Genomic DNA, 20,969 nt, shown 5'->3' on the forward strand with positions numbered 1-20,969 from the left:
ATTGCCTCCCACCGTCACCGCCCTTGCGCATCGACGGCGTCGAGGATGTCTCGGCACAGGACGACGACCAGCCAACCATGAAGATCACAGACATCACGTTCGGCATGCTGCGGGTGCCGCTGAAGACGCCGTTCAAGACCGCGTTGCGCACCGTCAACCAGGTCGAGGACATCGTGGTGATGGTGCACACCGACACCGGCCAGATCGGCTATGGCGAGGCGCCGGCCACCGCGGTGATCACCGGCGACACGCACGGCTCGATCGTCGACGCGATCCGGCACTACATCTCGCCGCGCCTGATCGGCCAGGACATCGCCAACCTCAACCGCCTGACCCACCTGATCCAGGGCTCGATGGAGAAGAACTCCAGTGCCAAGGCGGCGGTGGAGATCGCCATCCACGATCTCTGGGGCCAGCTCTACGGGGCGCCGCTGTACAAGCTGCTGGGCGGCGGCGACCCGGTGATCACCACCGACATCACCATCAGCGTGGACTACATCGACAAGATGGTGGCCGACTCGGTGGCCGCGGTGGAGCGCGGCTTCGAGTCGCTGAAGATCAAGGTCGGCAAGGACATCGGCGTCGACATCGAGCGGGTCAAGGCGATCTATGCGGCGGTCGAAGGCCGCGCGCTGCTGCGCCTGGACGCCAACCAGGGCTGGACCGCCAAGCAGGCGGTCTACGCGTTGCAGACGCTGGAAGAGGCCGGCATCAAGCTCGAGCTGGTGGAGCAGCCGGTCAAGGCGCGCGACCTCGAAGGCATGCGCTACGTCACCGAGCGCGTACACACGCCGGTGATGGCCGACGAGAGCGTGTTCGGCCCGATGGAGGTGATCGAGCTGATCCGCATGCGCGCGGCCGACATCATCAACATCAAGCTGATGAAGACCGGTGGCATCTCCAACGCGATCAAGATCGCCGACATCGCCGCGCTGCACGGCATCGACTGCATGATCGGCTGCATGCTGGAGACCTCGATCAGCGTGGCGGCCGCCGTGCACGTGGCGGTGGCGCGCGCCGACGCGATCAGCAAGGTCGACCTGGATGGCCCATCGCTGGCGCAGTTCAACCCGGTCGACGGTGGGGTAATCTTCAACGAATCGGAGATCTCGGTGACCGACGCCCCGGGGCTCGGCATCCGCGAGATCCGCGGTCTGGAGAGGATCGCCGCTTGATGTCGCCGCTGGTCAAAATCCGATCGGAACGCGACCAGATGTCGGCGGTGGAGCGGCGCATCGCCGACTTCATCCTGGAGAACGCGCAGCTGCTGCGCGACTACTCGTCCCAGCAACTGGCCAACGCCTTGGGCATCAGCCAGTCCAGCGTGGTCAAGTTCACGCAGAAGCTGGGCTTCAAGGGCTATCCGGACCTCAAGTACTCGGTCGGCGAGGCGATCGCGCGTGCCGACAACGGCGACGTCCCGGCCGTCGCCCAGACGGGCGGCGGCGAGGAGGAAGGCGCCGGCGCGCTGTGGCGGCGCAAGTCCGAGGCGGAAGAGGCCACCCGCCTGATCAATCCCCCGCAGACCCTCCACGCCATCGCCGCCGCCATCGAGCAGGCGGGCCGCGCCGGCAAGGTCTTTATCATCGGCCTGGGCGAGGACGACATCTACGCGCGCAACTTCGCGCTGCGGTTGTCGCTGCTCGGCATCCTCACCGTGCACAATTTCGATACCGCGCGGATGACGGCGAACGTCTCGGCCGCAGGCGCCGGCGACGTGCTGATCGTGTTCTCCGAGCACGGCAACCACCCGGCGCTGTGCAAGATCGCGCGCTACTTCCGCGAGCGGCGCGGGCAGGTGATCACGGTCACGCGGCACACCGCCAACCCGCTGCGCACGCTGGCCGACATGGCGCTGCTGGTCAGCGCGCACGACGAGCGGCCGTACATCCAGCCGTTGCTCTACCAGTCCGCGCTGCAGCACCTGCTCGACAACGTGTTCGTGCACCTGTGCGAGGAGCACGACGACCGCCACGCCCAGCTGCTGGCCAACCTGGATCGCATCCAGCTGATGCTGGAGCCCTGACGCCATGCCTTTTCCCGGCAGGAGCTCGCTCCTACACACGACGATCGTTCGAGGTGCCTGCTTCATGCGCAGCCGAATCATTCTCCCGCTGTTCCTGGCCCTCGCTGCCGCCGGGCCGGCCGCAGCGAAGGACGAGGCTGCCTCGTGGGCGAAGGCCCGCCAGATGGTGGTGGTCACCACGGCCGACTGGGACGCGGACCACGGCATGCTGCGCACCTTCGAGCGATCCGCCGGCGGCTGGAAGGAAGTCGGCGCCCCGGCCCCGGTGACCATCGGCAAGGCCGGTGCCGCCTGGGGCCTGGGCCTCAACGCGCCGCGCCAGGACGGGCCAGTCAAGCGCGAAGGCGACCTGCGCAGCCCCGCGGGCGTGTTCGACATCGGCGAGGCGTTCGGCTACGCCGCCACGGCCGCCACGGCGATGCCCTACCGCGCGCTGAGCGCCAGCGACTGGTGCGTCGACGTCAGCGGCTCGCCGCACTACAACCGCATCGTCGACGCCCGCGTGGTTGGCGAGAAGGCGGTTGAGGGTTCCACCGAGCCGATGCGCCGCGACCTGCACGTGCATGGCGACCAGCGTTACCGCCAGGGCTTCGTGATCGAGCACAACCCGCAGCAGCGCGCGCAGGGCGGCAGCTGCATCTTCGCCCACCTGTGGAAGTCGCCGCACGATGCCACCACCGGCTGCACCGCGATGGCGCCCTCCCTGATGCGGCGCCTGCTCGGCTGGCTGCGGCCGGAGGATCACCCGGTGTTCGTGCTGCTGCCGCGACCGGCCTACGCGAAGCTCCGCGCGGCGTGGAAGCTGCCGCTGCTCGACGGGGGCGCACGATGAGTCCGACCGCGCGCGTGCTCGCCGGCCTGGCGGCCGGTGCCGTCGTCGGGCTGGCGCTGGCGGCCTGGGACCCGGCCGTGGCGGCGCAGGTGGCGGGCGCGGCACAGCCATTCGGTCGGCTGTGGCTCAACGCGTTGCAGATGACCGTGGTGCCGCTGGTGCTGGCGCTGGTGGTGGTGGGCGTCAACACCGCCACGGACGCGGCGGCCTCGGGACGCATCGCGCGGCGCGCCATCGTGGTGATCGTGCTGCTGCTGTTGCTCGGCGCGCTGTTCACCGCGGCGGCGGCGCCGGCGCTGTTCGGACTGTTCCCGCACAACCCGGCGCTGCGCAGCGCGCTCGACCACGCGGTGGTCGGCGCAACGGCGGAGCGTGCGCCGGTGGGCTGGACCGACGCGCTCACCGCCATGGTGCCGAACAACGCCATCATGGCCGCGGCGCAGAGCGCGATGCTGCCGCTGGTGGTGTTCGCGCTGTTCCTCGGCTTCGCGCTCACCCGCATCGCGCCGGCGCGGCGCGCGATGCTGGTCGAATTCTTCCAGGCGGTGGCCGACGCCATGATCGTGATCGTGCGCTGGGTGCTGTGGGCGGCGCCGGTGGGCGTGTTCGCGCTGATCCTGGGCGTGTGCGCGCGCTCGGGACTTGGCATGCTGAGCGCGCTGGGCGTGTACGTGCTGGCAGAGATCCTGCTGTACCTGGCGGTGACCGCCATGATGTACGCGGTGGCGGTGTTCTGGGGCGGCGAAAACCTGCGTCGCTTCGTCGCCGCGCTGCTGCCGCCGCAGGCGGTGGCGATCAGCACGCAGTCGTCGTTGGCTTCGCTGCCGGCCATGCTGGAAAGCGCCGAGCAGCGGCTGGGCTATCCCAAGCAGGTCAACGCGCTGGTGCTGCCCATGGCGGTGACGCTGTTCCGTCTGACCAGCCCGGTGCAGTACCTGACCTCGGCCGCGTTCATCGCCTGGGCCTACGGGATCGACCTGTCCGCCACCCAGCTGGTCGCCGGCGCGCTGCTGGCGGTGGTGATCAGCCTGGGCTCGGTCGGCCTGCCGGGTGCGGTCACCTTCATCGCCACCAACCTGCCGGTGGCGCAGGCCATGGGCGTGCCGGTCGGACCGCTGGGCCTGATGCTGGCGGTGGACACGCTGCCGGACGCCTTCGCCACCCTCGGCAACGTCACCGCCGACGTCACCGCTACCGGCGTGGTGGCACGCCAGTCGCGGCGCGACACCGCCTGATCACCCCCAACCACCTTTTTCCGTATGAGCCTGATCGACAGCGACGTGATCGTGATCGGCGCCGGCATGGCCGGCGCCTCGGTCGCCTACTTCCTCGCCCCGCATGCGCGCGTGATCGTGCTCGAGCGCGAGGCTTACGCGGGCATGCATTCCACCGGCCGCTCGGCGGCGCTGTTCAGCGAGACCTACGGTTCGCCGCAGGTGCGTGCGCTGACGCGCGCCACGCGGCCGTTCCTGGCCGCGCCGCCGGCGGGCTTCGCCAGCGCGCCGATCCTCACACGACGCGGCGCCATCGTGATCGGCACGGCCGCGGACGCCGAGCGGGTGCGTGCCGAATACGAGGCGATCCTCCCGTTCACCCGCGATCTCGAACTGCACGATACCGCCCGCCTGCGCGAAAGCGTGCCGGTGCTGCGGCCCGAGGCGGCACACATCGGCATGCACGAGCCGGGCGCGGCCGACATCGACGTCAACGAGCTGCATCAGGGCTTCCTGCGCGGGCTGCGCGCGCGTGGCGGCCAGCTGCGGCTGAACGTCGCGATCGACGCGATCGAGCGTACCGCGTCCGGCTGGGAGGTGCGGGCCCAGGACGAGACCTTCCGCGCGCCGCTGCTGCTGGACGCGGCGGGTGCCTGGGCCGATCGGGTCGCCGTGATGGCCGGCGTGGCGCCGCTGGGCCTTACGCCCAAGCGGCGCTCGGCCTTCGTGTTCGAGCCGCCGGCCGGCATGGACGTGCACCGCTGGCCCTTCGTCTGCGACATCGCCGAGACCTTCTACTTCAAGCCCGACGCGGGCCTGCTGCTCGGTTCGCCCGCCAACGCCGACCCGGTCGAGCCGCACGACGTGCAGCCGGAGGAGTACGACATCGCGCTCGGCATCCATCACATCGAGCAGGCCACCACGATGGAGATCCGCCGCCCGGTCCGCACCTGGGCGGGCCTGCGCTCCTTCGTCGCCGACGGCGACCTGGTCGGCGGCTTCGCGCCGGATGCGCCCGGCTTCTTCTGGGTCGCCGCCCAGGGCGGCTACGGCATCCAGACCAGCGCCGCGATGGGCGAAGCCTGCGCCCACCTGGCGCTCGGCCGCCCCCTGCCGGGTCATCTGGCGGACGCCGGCATCGACGCGCGCCTGCTGGCGCCGCGGCCGGTGCGCTCGTCGAGCTAGACGGCGCGAAACGCGCACCTCGCGGGACGAGGTGCGCCTTCCAAGGCATCCGTTACGCGCCCGGCACGGCCGGTTAATTCGGCTGCGAGAATACTTTCCGTCGGCGCATCGGTATTCCACAGAAGTGGTCGTGGGCCTCGCAACCGGAGGTGTGGCGACCCTGGGTCGCTACCGGTTTGCGCCTGCGTGCCGCACGGCTGTCCGTGCCGACACCCGTCCACGCCCCCCGGATGCGTCGGAGCAACCCGCACGCAGAGGGGAGGGGCACACGATGAAAACCGCCAGTTCAACGTATTCGAAGAGGCTTGCGATCGCGCTTTCGCTCGCGGGCATGGGGTGGGCCGGCCCGGCGACGGCGCAAGAGATCCTGATCGGCTTCGATGATCCGGTCGGCCTCAGCCAGATCACGGATGCCGCCCGCAGCACGTTCGTGGTCAATCAGCCCTACAAGGAAGATGGCATGGTCTTCGAGATCAACGTCAATCCGCCCGACCCGCGACTGGGGCCGAAGCTGATCGATCACTTCCACCTCATGTACGAACGCGACATTCCGGTCCTGTCGCTGACTTCCCTGCCGCACCCGGAAAACGAGCCGCGGTTTCTGGCCACCATGCTTCCGGGCAATGTGGTCCAGATGACCTACCATCCCGACAACACGGGAACGCCGCAGCCGTTCAGCATCAAGCGCGTGCGCGTCCTGGCCAACGCCGTCAACGTGGGTGTCGAGACCGCCCAAGGGGATATCTGCGTCTACAACAACCTGACGGCGGGCTACGTGTGGACGCTGCTGGACCCGCAATGCTCCACCAACCTCGTGCGTGTCACGTTCGAGACGCCAAAGGGTGTGTACAACTTCCAGATCGATGACGTGGTCTTCGAGCCGTACCCGCCGGGCACCGGCGCCGCTCCCGCCTCGGCCAGCTACACGACGAGCCAGACGTCCCATGCGGCGCAGCCTTTCGTCGATCCGCTCACCTTGATGAAGCTCATCGGCTTCAACAAGTTCCCCCCGCGGGTCGACATCAAGCCCGGCCAGCGCGTGAACACCATCGACCTCGCCAGCGAACCCACGCTGCGGGTCGCGGTGCTCACCACGAAGGGGTTCGATGCGGCGTCGATCGATCCGCGCAGCGTCAGGTTCGGCAATGGCCGCGCCAGGGTCATCAGCGACAACGGCCACTACGGCTACCTGAAGGACGTCGACGGCGACGGCGACCTGGATCTGCTGTTGTTGTTCAGGACCTCCGACGTCGCGATCCAGTGCCAGGACATCTACCAGTCACTGAAAGCCGTCGCGAACGGCAAAACGGTCATCGGCTTCGACTTCCTGCGGGAGCGGAGGTGCACCGACGATGCCAATGGCGATCTGAACTGATCCGGGGGGCCACGGACGGCCTTCTTCTTCGAGCGCCTGGAACGGCTTTCGGCCCCGGGGTTGCGATCCCTCGGCTCGCTGCGTCCACCCAAGGGGGGCGGGCGGCTGGGGGTGCAGGCCGCCTGTGCCATGACGTCTCGTCGCGACGGGACGGGCAGGGCCTCGGGGCGGCTTTCCTTCGTGCCCGGCGCTGCTGCGGCTATGATGCAGAGCATCATGTCCCGGTCCGGCCTGCCATGCTCCTGTTGATCGACAACTGGCATCGGCGTCCATGGGGATCCATGGCAGTCTACGGTTTGCTTCCAATGTGGCTACAGGACTAGGTTTGAAGTCTCTTGGTGTCCACGGGAGTCCGTTGTAAGCCAGAGAAAGTGCGGGTACCTTTGCGGGTACCGAAGACCCGATACCCGCACCATGCCACTCACAGACGCGAAGATCCGCAACACCAAGCCCGGCCCGAAACCGGCGAAGCTGGCTGATGGCGGCGGTCTCTATCTTGAAGTGCGTCCTACGGGGGCGAAGCTGTGGCGCTACCGCTATCGCATCGCGGGCAAGGAGAACCTGTTCGCCATTGGTGAGTACCCCAGCATCGCCCTCGCAGAAGCGCGTGCTGAGCACGGCAAGGCGCGGGCGTTGGTGAAACAGGGAGTCCATCCTTCTCACAATCGGCAGGCCGAACGCCTTTCGAATCAGGCGGCAAGTGCGAACACCTTCGAGGCTGTCGCGAAGGAGTGGATCTCGAAAAAGTCTCCGAGGTGGACCGCGTACTACTCGCGACAAGTGACGCGGTTCATGCAGTCCGACGTGTTTCCTTACGTCGGGAAGCTACCGATCCGTAGCGTGACATCCGCACATTTGCTGGAAATAGTTCGCCGCATCGAGGGACGCGGAGCCGAGACGGTCGCCTTGTTGGTTCGCCAATGGTCTTCGGCCATCTTTAGATATGCGGTCGCAACGCTGCGCGCTGACGGCGATCCTGCTGCTGCGTTGAAGGGAGCTATTCATCGCCCCAAGGTCGAGCACCACAAGCCGCTTTCTCGCTCCGAGATCGTCACCTTCCTGGAAGCAGTGGACAAGTACGGCGGCTATCGCACGACAGTAATCGCACTGCGGTTGATGCTGCTGACGTTCGTTCGCACTGTCGAGCTTCGAAAGGGCGAATGGTCCGAATTCAACCTGCAGGACGCTGAATGGCGGATACCGGCAGAGCGTATGAAGATGCGAGAGCCGCACATAGTGCCGCTATCCGAGCAGGCCGTGGTGTTACTGCGAGAGCTGCAAACCTATACGGGCGGCCGTGGGCTTCTATTTCCGAACTACAGAAACCCAAAGGAGTGCATGACCGCGACCACTTTGAACCGTGCGCTTGAGCGTATGGGATTCAACGGAAAGGGCAGTATCGGCTTCTCGGCGCACGGATTTCGCGCGACGGCCTCCACTCTCCTCAATGAGATGGGCTATCGATCGGATGTGATTGAGCGTCAGTTGGCACACTCCGAACGTAACAAGGTCCGCGCCAGCTACAACCACGCCGAGTACATGGAAGAGCGGAGGTCCATGATGCAGGATTGGGCCGATTTCCTAGAAGACCCGATGCGTAACAAGGGTAAGAGTACCGGCGTTACCACGCGGGCACGCCGGCCCGGTTAGAGAGGCGGAGTGTCCTGGGCCGCTAGTCGACGGACGGAAGCAAACTTATCGAGCGCGTGGCTTGATGCTCAGCCTGACCCGTGTCCTGGGCGGTGCGCTCTGTTGCTGGCTCCGAACTATCGCCATGGGTGCGTCCAAGCGCATGAGACTAGGGCGGAACACCCTTCGTGCGTGCACCGGCAAGTGCGGCTAAGAGCAAGCCGCTGAAGAGTGCCATTGGAGGGACGTTGTGGTTTTTAGACTACGTCTCGACCTCAGCCCAGATCTGCTTCAAATTTGAAGCAGATCTGCCATACTTGGTTCCACGATGGCCGGAATTCACTACACCGCAGTGCATGTGCGTGAGCTGCTCGGGCTCAGTCGCACCGATCTGCAACGGTGGCTGTCTGCCCTACCTCCATTTAATCAAGTCAAAGCCAAACCCCGGACCGCGCGCCAGTTCACGATCGCCGATCTGGCCTTCTTTCGTGCCGTTGCGGAACTGCATCAGCGCTTGGGCCTGTCCCTGCATTCGATTGCCGCATTCTCCGCGCCACTCCGCGCTCGCCTCGACATGCGGGCTGCGCTGACCGGCGGCACCGTCCGCCTGTACATCAACCAAGTTGGCGATGGTGCGTGGGCCGTTGGCAGCGAGGCGCAGGGAGCCCTGTCGGTAGCACTGGACCTGGAGCCGATCTGGCTCGCTGTCTATGCGTTCGTTGGTGTGGCCATGCCGGCTCAGCGTGAACTCGCGCTTGGCTTGGTATCCCTGTCGGGGCCTTCACATCAGGAGGACCGTCGTGGTCGCCAAGCCCGCTGAGATCGCTGACCGGCTTGGCGTGCCGCGTGATGCCTACGTCGACCTGCGCGGAACTCCGACCGCGCGCCATTTGCGCTACATGGACTTGATGGCCCCCGCGCGTCGGCCTGGCGCGGACACGCAGGAACTGCCCGATGGTGTGATCCAGGTGGCGGGCAAGGCCGCCCTTTATGTGCTCCAGGCACCGGCAATTGCAGGCTCTCCGCCTAAGGAGCAGTTGATCCAGCTGATACGCACGCTGGCATGCCGCGCTGATGCGGCCTATCTGGCAGTGTCTAGCCCGGCGTCGACGAGCATCTATCCGATCGGGTTCTACCGGGCCGATGAACTTCCCGCCATCGACAGGGAGATTCTTTCCGACAACGCTGTCGGGCTTCGCACTCTGCTTAATGGGAATACGGAAGGATCCACGCAGAAGCGTGCCGATCAACTTTGGCTAGACGATCTGCTGTTCAAGCTCTTGACGGATGCCGCCGACGGATTGCGAGCGGCGTTTCCGTCGGAGCTGCTCTCTGACGGCGATGTGGTCTCGCTGATCGGTCGGGCGCTCTTCACCCGGTTTTTGGTGGACCGAAACATCGTGGCGGGAGACGACATCACGGCCCTCTTCCCGGGTATCGAGCGGCCCGAGGAACTGTTTGCCACTCCGGCTGCGCTGATAGCGACGTTCCAATGGTTGGATCTCACCTTCAATGGCGATCTGCTCGAGCTGGGAACTAAAGACTATGTCGACTTCATGGCGCGACTTGGTTCCTCAGTGGACCTGCTGTGCACTGTGTTGTCCAACGTCATGTCGCGAGCGCCGGGTGGCCAACTGTCGTTGGACTGGAATGGGTTGCGCTTTCAACACATCCCGGTGGATGTACTGAGCCAGGTCTACGAGCACTTTGCGCACCGTTTCATGCCCGAGACGGCGCGCCAGACCAGCATCCATTTCACTCCCCGAAACATCGCCGAATTGCTCGTCGACGGTGCCTTTGGCGCCGTGCCGGCGGAACAGCGTCACTGTGCACGGGTGCTTGATCCAGCCGTAGGGGCCGGGGTTTTCCTGGTTTTAGCCTATCGCCGGCTGGCGGCCGAATACTGGCTGCATCATGGCAAGCGCCCACGTCGGTTGGCGTTGCGGCGCATTCTCACGCAGCAGCTGTGCGGCCTGGACATCAATCCAACATCGATAAAAATGGCCGCCCTGAGCTTGTATCTAGCGGCACTGGAGCTCGATCCACAGCCGCAGCCGCTCAGCGATCTGCGCTTTGAGCGGTTGTTCGATGGAACGCTGCGTTGTGTCGATCAGGCTCATTTGGGAACAAGCGAGGACGCGGCACTCGGAAGTCTGAGCTCGTCATTGCGTAAGTTAGGGCCCTTCGACATCGTGCTGGCCAACCCGCCATGGACACGCCTCCCGGGACGCTTCAAAAAGCTCCTGGACCAAGTTCCTTGGGATGCGGATGGCGCCTCACCGGTTCGCGCCAAGAGCCTGGTTCCCAATCAGTGGCCGGATCTGGCTTTTCTTTGGCGCGCTCAGCAATGGTGCAAGCCCTCAGGGGTGATTGGCCTGTTAGTGCATGCGCGCTTGCTCTTCAGCGAAGAGGCCGCCGCCGCCCGGACCCATTGGTTCGAGCGCACTCGGGTCACGGGCATCCTCAACGGCGTGTTCCTACGAAAGGATCGCCGGATATGGCCGTCCAACACACAGCCATTTTGCGCGCTGGTGTCTATAAACGAGCCTGCCGGGCCGGAGGACTCGTTTTACTTCCTTGTGCCGCGCCACGAACCGGCACTGGCCCGTCGGCGCGAGTTTCGTCTTGACCCACGGTCGGCGATCCCGGTCCCCGTCGCCATGGCGGCAAGCGTGCCGCACGTATTCAAGACGCTAGCGCGAGGCTCGGCGCTGGATCTGGAATTGATCTCGCGCTTGGGTGCAGAACCGCGCATCTCGATGCGACAGTACTTTTCGCAAGAAAGGCTGGAAATTGCTCAGGGCTTTATTGCTGGGACGCAGAACGCCCTAGATGCCACATCGCTGCGTGGCCTTCCGGTGCTAGAAGGTACCGATAAACCGCTGTTCACCGTCAAGACGCGTGCTCTCAGCCGTATCGAGCACCGTTATCCCGCACTAGCCTTGCAGTGGCCTCGCAACCCTAGCATTTACAAGGGGCCCCATCTCCTGTTCCGCGAAGCGCCCAAACAGGACATCGCGCACCGTGGTGCACTTTGGACGGACGGTGACGTGGCTTTTAGCCGCTCGTTCTATGGCGTGCACATCCCTGAGGGCAGGTCCGCCATCGGTGACTATCTCTACGTACTGTCCTACGCAGACTTGCTGATGTATTGGGTGCTCATGACGAGCTCTAAATTCGGCGTGGAGCGCGACATCTTCAACAAGGATGACTACGGCAACTTCCCTGTTGTTCCTTGGACATCGCTTTCGACATCCATAAAGCGGAACGTGGCAGAGCTGGCAGTGGCGATCCGTGGCGGGAAATCTCCCTGGTGTGACATCAACGCATTAGTGGCCAAGATCTATGGCTTGACCGTTCATGATCAAGCCTTAGTCGCCGACGCGCTGCGTTATGAAAGTCCGTTTCCTAAGAGCCAGTCGCTGAGCGTCGCCGAAATTTCGCGGGACGATCCACGGATTCCCGCATTCGCATCTTCCTTGAGGGCGCTGCTTTCAGAAGCCGAGGGCGGTGATGTCGATGTCATGCCCATTACGCTTTCCAAGGATGATGGCCTGTGGCAGTTCTTGCGCGTCACGTCTGGAGCGTCATTGGTATTCGATGCTGAGGGCATCCGTGACGTACTCAGGCGCGTAGGCGATCCTTTGATGACTTCGGAGATCCGCCTACAACTGGCGGAAGGCGATTGGTTGATCGGACGTCTCAGGCATGCACGCTATTGGAGCAAGAGCCAAGCGCATCTGTTAGCGCTCGACGTTTTGCAGCGCGGCATGTGCTCTGGTTTGGCCTCGTACTGAGGCCGCGCCGCCCATGTTCCTGCACCTCGGTTCTCCTCCCAAAGGCCCGCCACCGCCCTTTGAGGCATGGTCGGTCAGGCAGCTAAAAGTATTGGACCGGGCAATTGCGCTCGCTTGGGGACGCTCGATGGCACTACCGCTCGGACGAGCGTTGCTGGCCAGCGGCACAGAAGTCCAGATCACGGCGATGCTCCAGGATGCCCTTACCGCGTTGCTCAACAGCGGTACCTTGCCGGGCTTTTCGACATCACTATACGGCCCACCGATACGGGGCCAAGAGATGGAGGACTATTCGGGCGTTCGGCTGGAGAAGCGACCGGATTTGACGATCTCACGTCTTTCGGCACGTCCGGTGATGAATCACAACGCCATGTTCTACGAGTGCAAGATCCTGGGAAGGGGGCGCACGATAGATCACTATATTGCCCAAGGCGTTGCGCGTTTCGAGAAAGGTCAGTACGCATGGGCTATGCGACATGCAGGCATGATCGGCTATCTGGTAACCGACAGTAACCAGGATGCCAGATCCGCCTTGGTCGAACGGTGGATGCATCCGACGTCGCCAGCCTCCTGTGTCCCTCTAGCTGAAGTGCAGGAGGATGGATCTGCCCCGCTGACAATAGCGATCAGCACCCATGCGCGTAACTTTGTGCTTCGGAACGGAGAGTTGCCTGGCCCCATCGCTCTGCGACATCTATGGTTGGGCGAGAAACTGGCGGTGGTCCCTCCGAAGAAGGAGTCGGTGTAAGAGGCGCTGAGGCGCCAGTACTTGAGCTCAAGTGGGAGCGCAGCCTGATCGAGACCTAGATGTGGGGCTTCCATATATTGTTTTGACAGAGCATCAGTCGAGACACGGCTGATCACCGAGCGCGCTCGTGGACAGTGCAGTCGCAGTGGTGGAGCCTCTGCAGCGACTCGCGCCGCTGCCGTGACGTGGCATAGCTGGCAGTAAGCATTCACGCAGGGCTACCGGGAGAAGCGGTTAGCCTGGGCTACCTCTGAGAGGCGATCCTGCGCCATGCCCTGCCACTACACGGGCAAGGCAAGCAGAACAGCAAGGTTTGGGCGAGACTGTTCACAAAGGCAATAGCAAGTTTGTCTAACAGCCGAGCGCTAGTCTAGGATTCAGGCCAATGACCATACAAGTGCTTGATTCATCAGGGTCGGGCGCTTGAAGGAGACAGGCGGGATGGCGCGCGATTGCTGCGGTTGTGGCCGTGACGTGCAAGCCCTGCACGCCGAGCAACGGCGGGTGCTGATCATCGTTCTGGTGATCAATGCGCTGACGTTCATGATGATGCTGGCTGCATCGCTTTACTCCGGGTCGACTTCGCTCCTGTCAGGTAGCTTGGACAATCTGGGGGATGCCTTGGCCTACGGTCTCAGCTTGGCGGTCATTGGGCGTAGCGCGCAGGCCCACGCGTGGGTATCGTTGGTGAAGGCGCTCCTGATCCTGTCCGCGGCAGTCGTAGTCGCGGTCCAGATCGGTTGGCATCTGACGCATCCCAGCGTGCCGATCCTGAATGCCATGAGCGTGGCCGCCGTCGCCAACCTAGGCGCAAATGCCCTGTGCCTCTACCTCCTGACACCGTTCCGCCGTGGCGATATCAACATGGCTTCGGTGTGGGAGTGCTCGCGAAACGACGTCATTGAGGGCGTGGCGGTTCTGGTCGCTGCTGCGGGCGTGGGTTGGTTTGACTCGGGCTGGCCTGATCTCCTTATCGCTGCAGCGCTCTGGGTCGTGTTCCTGCGGTCATCGGTCCGGGTGGCCTGGGCTGCAATCAGCGCGTTGCGTGGGCAAGGGGGCTGACCCGGCCATAACCCGCTGCGGATATGTCACCCATGCGGCCATGCCGATCATAAACATGCTCGAACCGAGCGAGGAACATTGCCATTACAAGGGCACCTCGAGCATCTTCAGTTGGCGAGGCCTTTCTTGCGGGATTCAAGCACGCAGTTGGCCGATTCAGCCTCGCCGAACGCCGCGTGATCGGTCTGCAGTGTGGTGTGCGTGATATCGAATCGATCGTGCAACATCGCCTCAATGGCGCGCCTCACATCGTGGCAATCGACCTCTCTGCTTACAAAGACGTGTCCCGACAGCGATGGCATGCCCGAAGTAACTTCCCAAATATGTAGATCCTTAAGTGCGGTTACGGCCGGCATGGCGAGAATCGACTGACCGATTTTTTCAGGATCCAAACCGCGCGGCGCTGCCTGCAGAAAGACGCGCCCCGATTCGCGCACCAGTCCGATACCGGCTTTGAGCATTAACCCAGCGACCACCAGTGCGGCGATCGAATCTACGCGATTCCAGCCCGTCCACCAGATGATGCCTCCAGCAATCGCCGTGGCGATGAAGGCATAGAGATCGGTAAGAATGTGCTGGAAGCTGCCTTCCACGTTCAGACTTTGCCGGTTGGCCTTGCTCATCGCCCACACGGCCAGCAGATTGACGCCGATGCCCACCACGGCAATCACCGTGACCAGCAAGCCCTGCACCTGCGGGGGATCAACCAAGCGGCGAATCGCCTCGACAATGAACCAGACTGACAGAAGCAGCAGGGTCAGCCCGTTCGCCTGTGCGCTCAGAATTTCCACGCGTTTGAGCCCGAACGTGTAGCTGCCGCTGGCCGGGCGCTTGGCCAGGCGCATCGCCACCAGGGCCAACCCGATCGAGCCGACGTCGGTAAGCATGTGGCCAGCGTCGGAAATCAACGCCAGCGACCTGGCCAGAATGCCGACCACCACCTCGACGACCATGAAACCGAGCAGCAAAAGCAGCGCCACGGTCAGGTACTTCTTGTCCGCATCGGGCGCCACGCCATGGGCATGGTCGTGGTGATGATCGTGATCGTGCTTGTGTGGCTTTGTCGTGTCCATCGAACCCTCCGTTGCAGTGATTACTCTAGGTAAGCACCGCGGTGTTATGACATGACACCCGGCAAAGCGGGCGGGGCTGAACCCCGCCCGTCCGCATCAGTCCGTTTTACCGTCGATAGGCCACGCCCGATCCACCGTGCTCTGGTAGACCCATCCGGCCACGCTCTGGCCGGTGCGTCCGTGCAGGCGAATCAGTTGTACGGCTCGATCCACCTGGTCGTCTTCGCAGAACACCTCCAGCTTGATCTGTCGGGTCACGCGTTCGCCCAGTTCCATCGAATAGACCTGTTCCTGTGCACTGAGCGCCGTCAACAAGCCCTTGACGTCACTGACGGACAGGTAGCCGAACCCAGCCTCCTCCAAGGCGTGAATGACGTCGACGACGCGGCCGCGGTGGATGAATGCCTTCACTTCTTTCATGGGGTGGTCTCCTTGGCCAGGCGCCGTGCGGCGCGTTCTTCGATCCAGTCATACAGCACCGGCAGCAGTACCAGGGTCAGCAGGGTCGAGGTGATCAGGCCGCCCACTACCACGGTGGCGAGTGGACGCTGGGTTTCTGCACCGACACCACTGGAGAGCAGCATCGGCACCAGGCCCAGGATCGCCACGCTGGCGGTCATCATCACCGGGCGCATGCGCAACGCCGTGCCGCGAACCACGGCCTCCCGAACTGGAAGCCCTTTCTCGCGTTGCTCGTTCAGGAAGCTCACCAGCACGATGCCGTTCAACATCGCCACGCCGAACACAGCGATGAATCCGATGGCAGAGGGCACCGACAGGTATTGCCCGGTGATGGCCAGCCCGACGATGCCGCCGATGGTGGCGAACGGTACGTTGGCCAGGATCAGCGCGGCGTACTTCACCGAGTTGAAGGCGGTATAGAGCAACACGAAGATGAAGAAGATCGTCGCCGGCACGATCAACGACAGCCGCTTCAAGGCCCGTTGCTGGTTTTCGAACGCGCCACCCCATTCGCTGTAGTAGCCCGTCGGCAACTTCACCTGCCTGGCGATGGTGGCATTCGCCTCCTTGACGAAGCCGTCGATGTCGCGACCACGCACGTCCATCTGGATCACGGCGTAGCGTTGCAACTGCTCACGACGGATGAACGAGTAACCCTCGGCGTCACTGACCTCGGCCACCTGCGACAGCTGTACCAGGGCGCCACTGGCGGTGCGGATCGGGATGCGCTGGATCGCCGGCAAGGACGCCTTGTCGGCATCGTCCAGGCGGACCGTGATGTCAAAGCGTTTCACGCCATCGAGCTGCGTGGTCACGGGCTCGCCGCCGATGCCGTTCTTCACCACGGTCAGCACGTCGTCGGCGTTGAGGCCGTAGCGGGCCAGCGCGTCGCGATCCACCTTGATGCGGATCTGCGGCTTGCCGATGTTTGCCTCCAACGCCAGGTCTGCTACACCAGGCACCCCGGACAGCGCGTCCTTGATGCGGCTGCTGAGCCGGTCCAGCTCGCCCAGGTCCTCGCCGTAGATCTTCAGGGCCAGGGTGGCACGCACGCCGGAGATCAATTCCTCGATGCGCATCTGGATGGGTTGGGTATAGCTCACCACGGCAGTGGGCAAGGCCGCCGACAATTCCTTCTGCATCGCCTCCTCGATGCTGTCCAGCGTTTCGCCTTTGCGCCATTGATCCTTCGGCTTCAGCGGCGTGTATACCTCCATGTAGTTCACGTCGGCGGTCTCGCCCTTTTCAGCGCGCCCGATCATCGCCAGAGTGGTGTCCACCTCCGGGAATTTCTGCTTGATCAGCGCCGACACCTGTTTGGAGATATTGATCGACTCATCCAGCGAGGCCGAGGGAATCGAGGTGATGCGCCACATGATGGCGCCCTCTTTCAGGTTGGGCATGAACTCCTTGCCCAGGAACGGGAACAGCGCGAGGCTGCCGATCAAGGCGCCGGCGGCGATGCCCAGCACCAGCTTGCGCCGTCCCAGTGCCCACGCCAGCACCGTGGCGTAGTGCCGTTTCAGGAACGCGACCAAGCGCGTGTCCTTTTCCTCCTTGGGCTTCAACACCAACGCCGCCAGGACCGGAATCAGCGTCAGCGCCAAGATCAGCGAGCCGGCCATGGCGAAGCTGATGTTGAACGCCATCGGCTTGAACATCTTGCCTTCCAGCCCCTGCAGGCTGAACAGCGGCAGGAATACCACGATGATGATCAGAATCGCGAACGCCATCGGATTGGCGACCTCGCGGGCAGCGGCCAGCACGGCCGAGGTGCGGTCCACCGGCCCGCCATGGGCCTTGCGCTCGGCCATGATGCGATAGGCGTTCTCCACCATCACCACCGCGCCATCGACCATCATGCCGATGCCGATCGCCAGGCCTGCCAACGACATCAGGTTGGCTGACAGACCGGCCTGATTCATGCAGATGAAGGCGATCAGCATCGCCAGCGGCAAGGCCACGACCACCACCAGCGCGCTGCGAAATTCGCCCAGGAACAGGAACAGGATGATCGCCACCAGGATCGAGCCCTCGACCAGGGCCCGCACCGCGGTTTCTACGGCCGCGTTGACCAGCTCGGTACGCTCGTACACCGGTTTGACCGCCACGCCGGGTGGCAGCGCCTGCTTGACCGTATCGAGCTTGGCCTTGACCGCATCGACGACGCTCTTGGCGTTCTCGCCGATACGGGCCAGCGCCATGCCAAGAACCACTTCCTTGCCATCGCGCGTCACTGCACCGGTGCGTGGTGCGCCCGCTTCGGTGACGGTGGCCACGTCACGCACATAGACCGGGGTGCCGTCTTCCGTTTTCAGCACGATGTTGCCCAGGTCCTTCGCGTTCTGGATCAGCCCCAGGCCGCGCACCAGGTATTGCTCGCGTCCCACGTCGACGAAGTTGCCGCCGACCTGCGCGTTGTTCGCCTGCAACGCTTCGATCACCTCCTTGAAGCCGAGCTTGTGCGCAATGAGCTTCATCGGGTCGATGCGCACCTGGAACTGCTTTTCCTGGCCACCCCACGACGTGACGTCGTCGACGCCGGGGGCGGTGCGCAGGATCAGGCGGATGGTCCAGTCCTGCAGCGTGCGCAGGTCCATGTCGTTCGGGGCAGTGCCTGCCGTCGCGCCTTTCAATTTGTCGTCGGCGCGTTCGACGGTGTACCAGAACACCTGACCCAGACCTGACGTATTCGGGCCCATCTCCGGTTTGCCGTACCCGGCCGGCAGGCGATCGCCCACCTGTTGCAGCCGTTCATTGACCAGCTGGCGGGCAAAGTAGATGTCCATGCTGTCGTCGAAATAGACCGACACATAAGACAAACCGAACAGGCTCACCGAGCGGATCTGTTCCACCTTGGGCAGGCCGGCCAGCGCCGATTCCACCGGGGTGGTGAGCAGCTGTTCCACATCTTCGGCGGCCAGTCCCGACGCCTCGGTGTAGACGTTGACCTGCACGGGTGTGACATCGGGGAACGCGTCGATGGGCAGCTGGCGTACGGCCTGGAAGCCGAGAAAGCCGATCACCACGAAGGCGATCAGCACCAGCACCTTGTAGCGCAGGGAGAATGCAACCAGACGTTCCAGCATCATTCTTCTCCCAACTGCGAGCGCAGCAGTCGCGCCTTCAGCGCGAAGGCACCCTTACGCACGTAGGTGGCGCCGGCCTTGAGCCCTTGCGTGACGACTGTCCAGCCATCGCGCGTGTCACCGACCATCACCGGTGCCGGGTCGAACGCCCCGTTGCCCTTGGCAAGGAACACGGTGGGCTGGTTCTGCAGCAGCACGATGGCATCGGCCGGTACCGCGAGCTTCTGCACGGCGCTGCCGGTAGCAATACGCGCTTCGACCAGCTCACCGGGATGCAGAAGATCCTTGCGGTTATCGACCTCGATGCGCACCGGCACGGTGCGGGTGCGCTCATCGGTCTGATGGGAACGCTGCACCACCTTGCCGGGTATGGCGGTGTCGTGGACGAGGATGCGGGCGTCCGCGTCGGGTTCGACCCGTTCGGCATCGGCCGGTGACAACTGCGCGACGACCCACACCGAATCTTCCTTGACCAGGGTGAACAGCGTGCGACCCGGTTCCACCCGCTCGCCGACCAGAAATTCATCGGTAGTGACACGACCAGCAGCGGGAGCGAGCAGCTCAAAGCTGCCGTCGGCCGCGGCCGAGCCCTTGCGCAGCAAGCCCCCGATCTGGCCCTCGGACAAGCCGTATGCACGCAGCTTGGCGCGGGCCTGGTCGCGCTGCACTTTCGCCTCGTTGTAGCGGCGTGCCGACACCGCCTGGGGCCCCAGCGACGCGATCCGTTGCCAATCCTGTTCGGCGACGATCAACGCACCTTGCGTGGCGGCCACCTCGACGCTGGAGAGCACCACCAACGGCGCGCCGGCTTTCACGACGTCGCCCAGCCGGGCCTTGCGAGCCAGCACCTGCGACTCCACGCGCGGCGACACCAGCACGGTGGAATACGCATCGGCCTTCACTTCGCCGGGAGCCTTCAATTCATCGGTCAGCGCACGTGGCGCCACCTTGTCGAGCACGATGCCGGCGGTCTTGATCGCCTTGGTATCCAGGGCGAGCGGGTTGGCGGGCGGAGCGTCTTGTGCCATCGCCGGTCCGGCCAAGGCGGCCAACAAGGCCATGCCCAGCAGGCCGCGCTTCAATAGAGATTCATTCATCGGGAGATGTCCTGATTGGGGCCGTCCTGAGTGCGGCCATCGAGCCAGTCGTTCAGACGGCCAGCGGCGGTGAGGTAATCGAACCAGGCCTGCCAGGTCTGGTTTTCCAGCTCCTGGCCCGACAGCGCGGTATCGAGGCTTTGCTTGAGCTGTACGAGGTAATCGGACGTGCTGATTTCACCGGCACGCCAGAGCTTTTCCAGCAACGTGGTGCGGTCCTCGAACGCGGCGGCGCGGCCGGTGCGAAACGCCTCGGCGGCACCGCGCAAGGCGGCATAGCGGGCTTGCGCTTCCTGCAGCCCCGCACGCAGGACAAACTGGCGCGAGCGCACGCCCGCAGCGGCCGCATCGGCTTCCGCCCGGGCGGCATCCACTTCGGCACGTCCGGTATTGAGCACGGGCAAGGGAATGGACACGCTCAAACCGATCACCTGATCGGTACGCGGCCCACTGCGTACCTGTCCACCGGTCAGGCTGAGCGTGGGATCAGGAATGCGCGCACGACGCGCGACCTGCACGCCGGCGTCGGCGCTTGCCTGCTGAGCGCGGGCCTGACGCAGTTCGGGTAACTCGTCGACGGCCAAGGGCGTCACACGGTCGGCCGCCGGTGATAGCCCCTCGGGTAACGGCGGCAAGGTCGTGAGCTGGTCACCGCTGATGGCCAACAAAGCGGCACGCGCGGCCGCCTCATTGCCGGCGAGCGTGGCCTGCTGCACTTGCGCCTCACCGAGTGCCAGGCCGGCCAGGTCGCGTTCGGGACTGCTGATGTCGCCCACCTTGAGCCGCTGTGCGGCCAAGTCGTCAAAGCGTTGCATCAGTGCGAGGCGACGGCGACCCAATTCACTTTGTCGCGCCGCGAGTGTCGCTGTCGACCAGGCCTTCAACCAGCGGGCGGCGACGTTGCGACGCAGAAGGTCGTAGGTCGCCTCGGCGGCGAGCACCTCGGCATCACCCTGGCTGGCCCGGGCGCGACGCTTTCCGGATAGATCCAGCGCCAGACTGAGGCCAGCCGTGCGTCGGTTGACGTCGGCGTTTTCCGCATCGAGCGACAGCGAGGGGTTGTACAGCGGCTGTGCAGCGGCACGCGCACGGGCACGAGCGGCGTCGAGATCCGCCCGCGCTGCCTGGACTTCGGGGCTGGCTTGCCAGATGCGGCGTACCGCGTCCTGCAATGGAGACGAGAGCAACGAGGGTGCTCGGGTCCCTGCCGCTGGGGGAGGATCGGATAATGGGGGTACGGGGGCAGCACTGAGCAGCGCCGCATACAACAGGCACGCGGCGCCAATAGGCACCGAACGGAACACAGACATGAAGCCATCTCCTGAAATCGATCACGAAGCGACGCATCGCCTGGGCGAATGCGTCGCGAAACGGAGCGGT

The 20,969-nt window shown here is 64.3% G+C and carries 17 protein-coding genes; 12 read left to right on the plus strand and 5 right to left on the minus strand.

The features are described 5' to 3' along the window. Positions 1-77 precede the first annotated feature (77 nt). The 11 genes from WAT24_RS02315 (at position 78) to WAT24_RS02365 (ending at position 13,868) form a co-directional block, all read left to right on the plus strand. Positions 78-1,175 carry a dipeptide epimerase gene (locus WAT24_RS02315; protein WP_336806202.1) on the plus strand — a complete coding sequence of 366 codons (1,098 nt, stop codon included), beginning with the start codon at positions 78-80 and terminating at the stop codon, positions 1,173-1,175. Then, positions 1,175-2,026 (plus strand): MurR/RpiR family transcriptional regulator, encoded by an 852-nt coding sequence (locus WAT24_RS02320; RefSeq protein WP_336806203.1) that lies wholly within the window; start codon positions 1,175-1,177, stop codon positions 2,024-2,026. Before WAT24_RS02315 ends, WAT24_RS02320 begins: the two co-directional genes overlap by 1 nt. A gap of 64 nt (positions 2,027-2,090) precedes the next feature. Beyond that, the gene (locus WAT24_RS02325) at positions 2,091-2,858 is read left to right on the plus strand and encodes a L,D-transpeptidase family protein (protein WP_336806204.1); all 768 of its coding nucleotides are present in this window, start codon (positions 2,091-2,093) and stop codon (positions 2,856-2,858) included. Beyond that, a complete protein-coding gene (locus tag WAT24_RS02330) occupies positions 2,855-4,093 on the plus strand; it encodes a dicarboxylate/amino acid:cation symporter (protein WP_336806205.1) in 1,239 nt (412 codons plus the stop codon). Before WAT24_RS02325 ends, WAT24_RS02330 begins: the two co-directional genes overlap by 4 nt. A gap of 24 nt (positions 4,094-4,117) precedes the next feature. Then, positions 4,118-5,257: an NAD(P)/FAD-dependent oxidoreductase gene (locus tag WAT24_RS02335; RefSeq protein ID WP_336806206.1), complete on the plus strand. Its 1,140-nt coding sequence runs from the start codon at positions 4,118-4,120 to the stop codon at positions 5,255-5,257. Between the two features lie 271 nt (positions 5,258-5,528). Beyond that, on the plus strand, positions 5,529-6,632 hold the full coding sequence (locus tag WAT24_RS02340; protein WP_336806207.1) for a hypothetical protein: 1,104 nt from the start codon (positions 5,529-5,531) through the stop codon (positions 6,630-6,632). A 414-nt stretch (positions 6,633-7,046) separates the two neighbouring features. Beyond that, positions 7,047-8,282, plus strand: coding sequence for a tyrosine-type recombinase/integrase (locus tag WAT24_RS02345; protein ID WP_336806208.1), 1,236 nt, complete (start codon positions 7,047-7,049; stop codon positions 8,280-8,282). A gap of 307 nt (positions 8,283-8,589) precedes the next feature. Continuing rightward, entirely contained in the window at positions 8,590-9,081 is a 492-nt protein-coding gene (locus tag WAT24_RS02350) for a hypothetical protein (RefSeq protein WP_336806209.1), read from the plus strand. Beyond that, complete coding sequence (locus WAT24_RS02355; protein WP_336806210.1) at positions 9,062-12,058, plus strand: HsdM family class I SAM-dependent methyltransferase; 2,997 nt, start codon at positions 9,062-9,064, stop codon at positions 12,056-12,058. Before WAT24_RS02350 ends, WAT24_RS02355 begins: the two co-directional genes overlap by 20 nt. A gap of 13 nt (positions 12,059-12,071) precedes the next feature. After that, positions 12,072-12,806, plus strand: a complete 735-nt coding sequence (locus WAT24_RS02360; protein ID WP_336806211.1) for a hypothetical protein — start codon at positions 12,072-12,074, stop codon at positions 12,804-12,806. 441 nt (positions 12,807-13,247) lie between these two features. After that, on the plus strand, positions 13,248-13,868 hold the full coding sequence (locus WAT24_RS02365) for a cation efflux transmembrane domain-containing protein (RefSeq protein WP_336806212.1): 621 nt from the start codon (positions 13,248-13,250) through the stop codon (positions 13,866-13,868). 107 nt (positions 13,869-13,975) lie between these two features. Here the strand turns inward: WAT24_RS02365 and WAT24_RS02370 are convergent, their stop codons facing one another. After that, a complete protein-coding gene (locus WAT24_RS02370; RefSeq protein ID WP_464761725.1) occupies positions 13,976-14,854 on the minus strand; it encodes a cation diffusion facilitator family transporter in 879 nt (292 codons plus the stop codon). On the opposite strand from WAT24_RS02370, the gene WAT24_RS16570 reads away from it, so the two are divergent. Further along, positions 14,756-14,974 carry a hypothetical protein gene (locus WAT24_RS16570; protein ID WP_464759434.1) on the plus strand — a complete coding sequence of 73 codons (219 nt, stop codon included), beginning with the start codon at positions 14,756-14,758 and terminating at the stop codon, positions 14,972-14,974. The two genes, WAT24_RS02370 and WAT24_RS16570, sit on opposite strands and share 99 nt — an antisense overlap. Positions 14,975-15,037: 63 nt before the next feature. Here the strand turns inward: WAT24_RS16570 and WAT24_RS02375 are convergent, their stop codons facing one another. Genes WAT24_RS02375 through WAT24_RS02390 form a run of 4 tightly spaced genes read right to left on the minus strand, consistent with a single transcriptional unit; the run spans position 15,038 to position 20,899 of the window. Further along, positions 15,038-15,361, minus strand: a complete 324-nt coding sequence (locus WAT24_RS02375) for a P-II family nitrogen regulator (RefSeq protein WP_336806214.1) — start codon at positions 15,359-15,361, stop codon at positions 15,038-15,040. Further along, positions 15,358-18,492, minus strand: coding sequence for an efflux RND transporter permease subunit (locus tag WAT24_RS02380; RefSeq protein WP_336806215.1), 3,135 nt, complete (start codon positions 18,490-18,492; stop codon positions 15,358-15,360). Before WAT24_RS02380 ends, WAT24_RS02375 begins: the two co-directional genes overlap by 4 nt. Next, on the minus strand, positions 18,492-19,589 hold the full coding sequence (locus WAT24_RS02385) for an efflux RND transporter periplasmic adaptor subunit (RefSeq protein WP_336806216.1): 1,098 nt from the start codon (positions 19,587-19,589) through the stop codon (positions 18,492-18,494). The genes WAT24_RS02380 and WAT24_RS02385 overlap by 1 nt, the downstream gene beginning before the upstream one ends. After that, positions 19,586-20,899 carry a TolC family protein gene (locus WAT24_RS02390; RefSeq protein ID WP_336806217.1) on the minus strand — a complete coding sequence of 438 codons (1,314 nt, stop codon included), beginning with the start codon at positions 20,897-20,899 and terminating at the stop codon, positions 19,586-19,588. Before WAT24_RS02390 ends, WAT24_RS02385 begins: the two co-directional genes overlap by 4 nt. Between the last annotated feature and the right edge of the window lie 70 nt (positions 20,900-20,969).

Origin of the sequence: Fulvimonas yonginensis, from assembly GCF_037137055.1 — a bacterium.
In the GTDB taxonomy this organism is placed as follows: domain Bacteria; phylum Pseudomonadota; class Gammaproteobacteria; order Xanthomonadales; family Rhodanobacteraceae; genus Frateuria_A; species Frateuria_A yonginensis.

Coding starts and splice junctions, on each gene's coding strand:
- WAT24_RS02315 (WP_336806202.1), top strand. CDS start 78: ATGAAGATCACAGACATCACGTTCGGCATGCTGCGGGTGCCGCTGAAG.
- WAT24_RS02320 (WP_336806203.1), top strand. CDS start 1,175: ATGTCGCCGCTGGTCAAAATCCGATCGGAACGCGACCAGATGTCGGCG.
- WAT24_RS02325 (WP_336806204.1), top strand. CDS start 2,091: ATGCGCAGCCGAATCATTCTCCCGCTGTTCCTGGCCCTCGCTGCCGCC.
- WAT24_RS02330 (WP_336806205.1), top strand. CDS start 2,855: ATGAGTCCGACCGCGCGCGTGCTCGCCGGCCTGGCGGCCGGTGCCGTC.
- WAT24_RS02335 (WP_336806206.1), top strand. CDS start 4,118: ATGAGCCTGATCGACAGCGACGTGATCGTGATCGGCGCCGGCATGGCC.
- WAT24_RS02340 (WP_336806207.1), top strand. CDS start 5,529: ATGAAAACCGCCAGTTCAACGTATTCGAAGAGGCTTGCGATCGCGCTT.
- WAT24_RS02345 (WP_336806208.1), top strand. CDS start 7,047: ATGCCACTCACAGACGCGAAGATCCGCAACACCAAGCCCGGCCCGAAA.
- WAT24_RS02350 (WP_336806209.1), top strand. CDS start 8,590: ATGGCCGGAATTCACTACACCGCAGTGCATGTGCGTGAGCTGCTCGGG.
- WAT24_RS02360 (WP_336806211.1), top strand. CDS start 12,072: ATGTTCCTGCACCTCGGTTCTCCTCCCAAAGGCCCGCCACCGCCCTTT.
- WAT24_RS02365 (WP_336806212.1), top strand. CDS start 13,248: ATGGCGCGCGATTGCTGCGGTTGTGGCCGTGACGTGCAAGCCCTGCAC.
- WAT24_RS02375 (WP_336806214.1), bottom strand. CDS start 15,361: ATGAAAGAAGTGAAGGCATTCATCCACCGCGGCCGCGTCGTCGACGTC.
- WAT24_RS02380 (WP_336806215.1), bottom strand. CDS start 18,492: ATGCTGGAACGTCTGGTTGCATTCTCCCTGCGCTACAAGGTGCTGGTG.
- WAT24_RS02385 (WP_336806216.1), bottom strand. CDS start 19,589: ATGAATGAATCTCTATTGAAGCGCGGCCTGCTGGGCATGGCCTTGTTG.
- WAT24_RS02390 (WP_336806217.1), bottom strand. CDS start 20,899: ATGTCTGTGTTCCGTTCGGTGCCTATTGGCGCCGCGTGCCTGTTGTAT.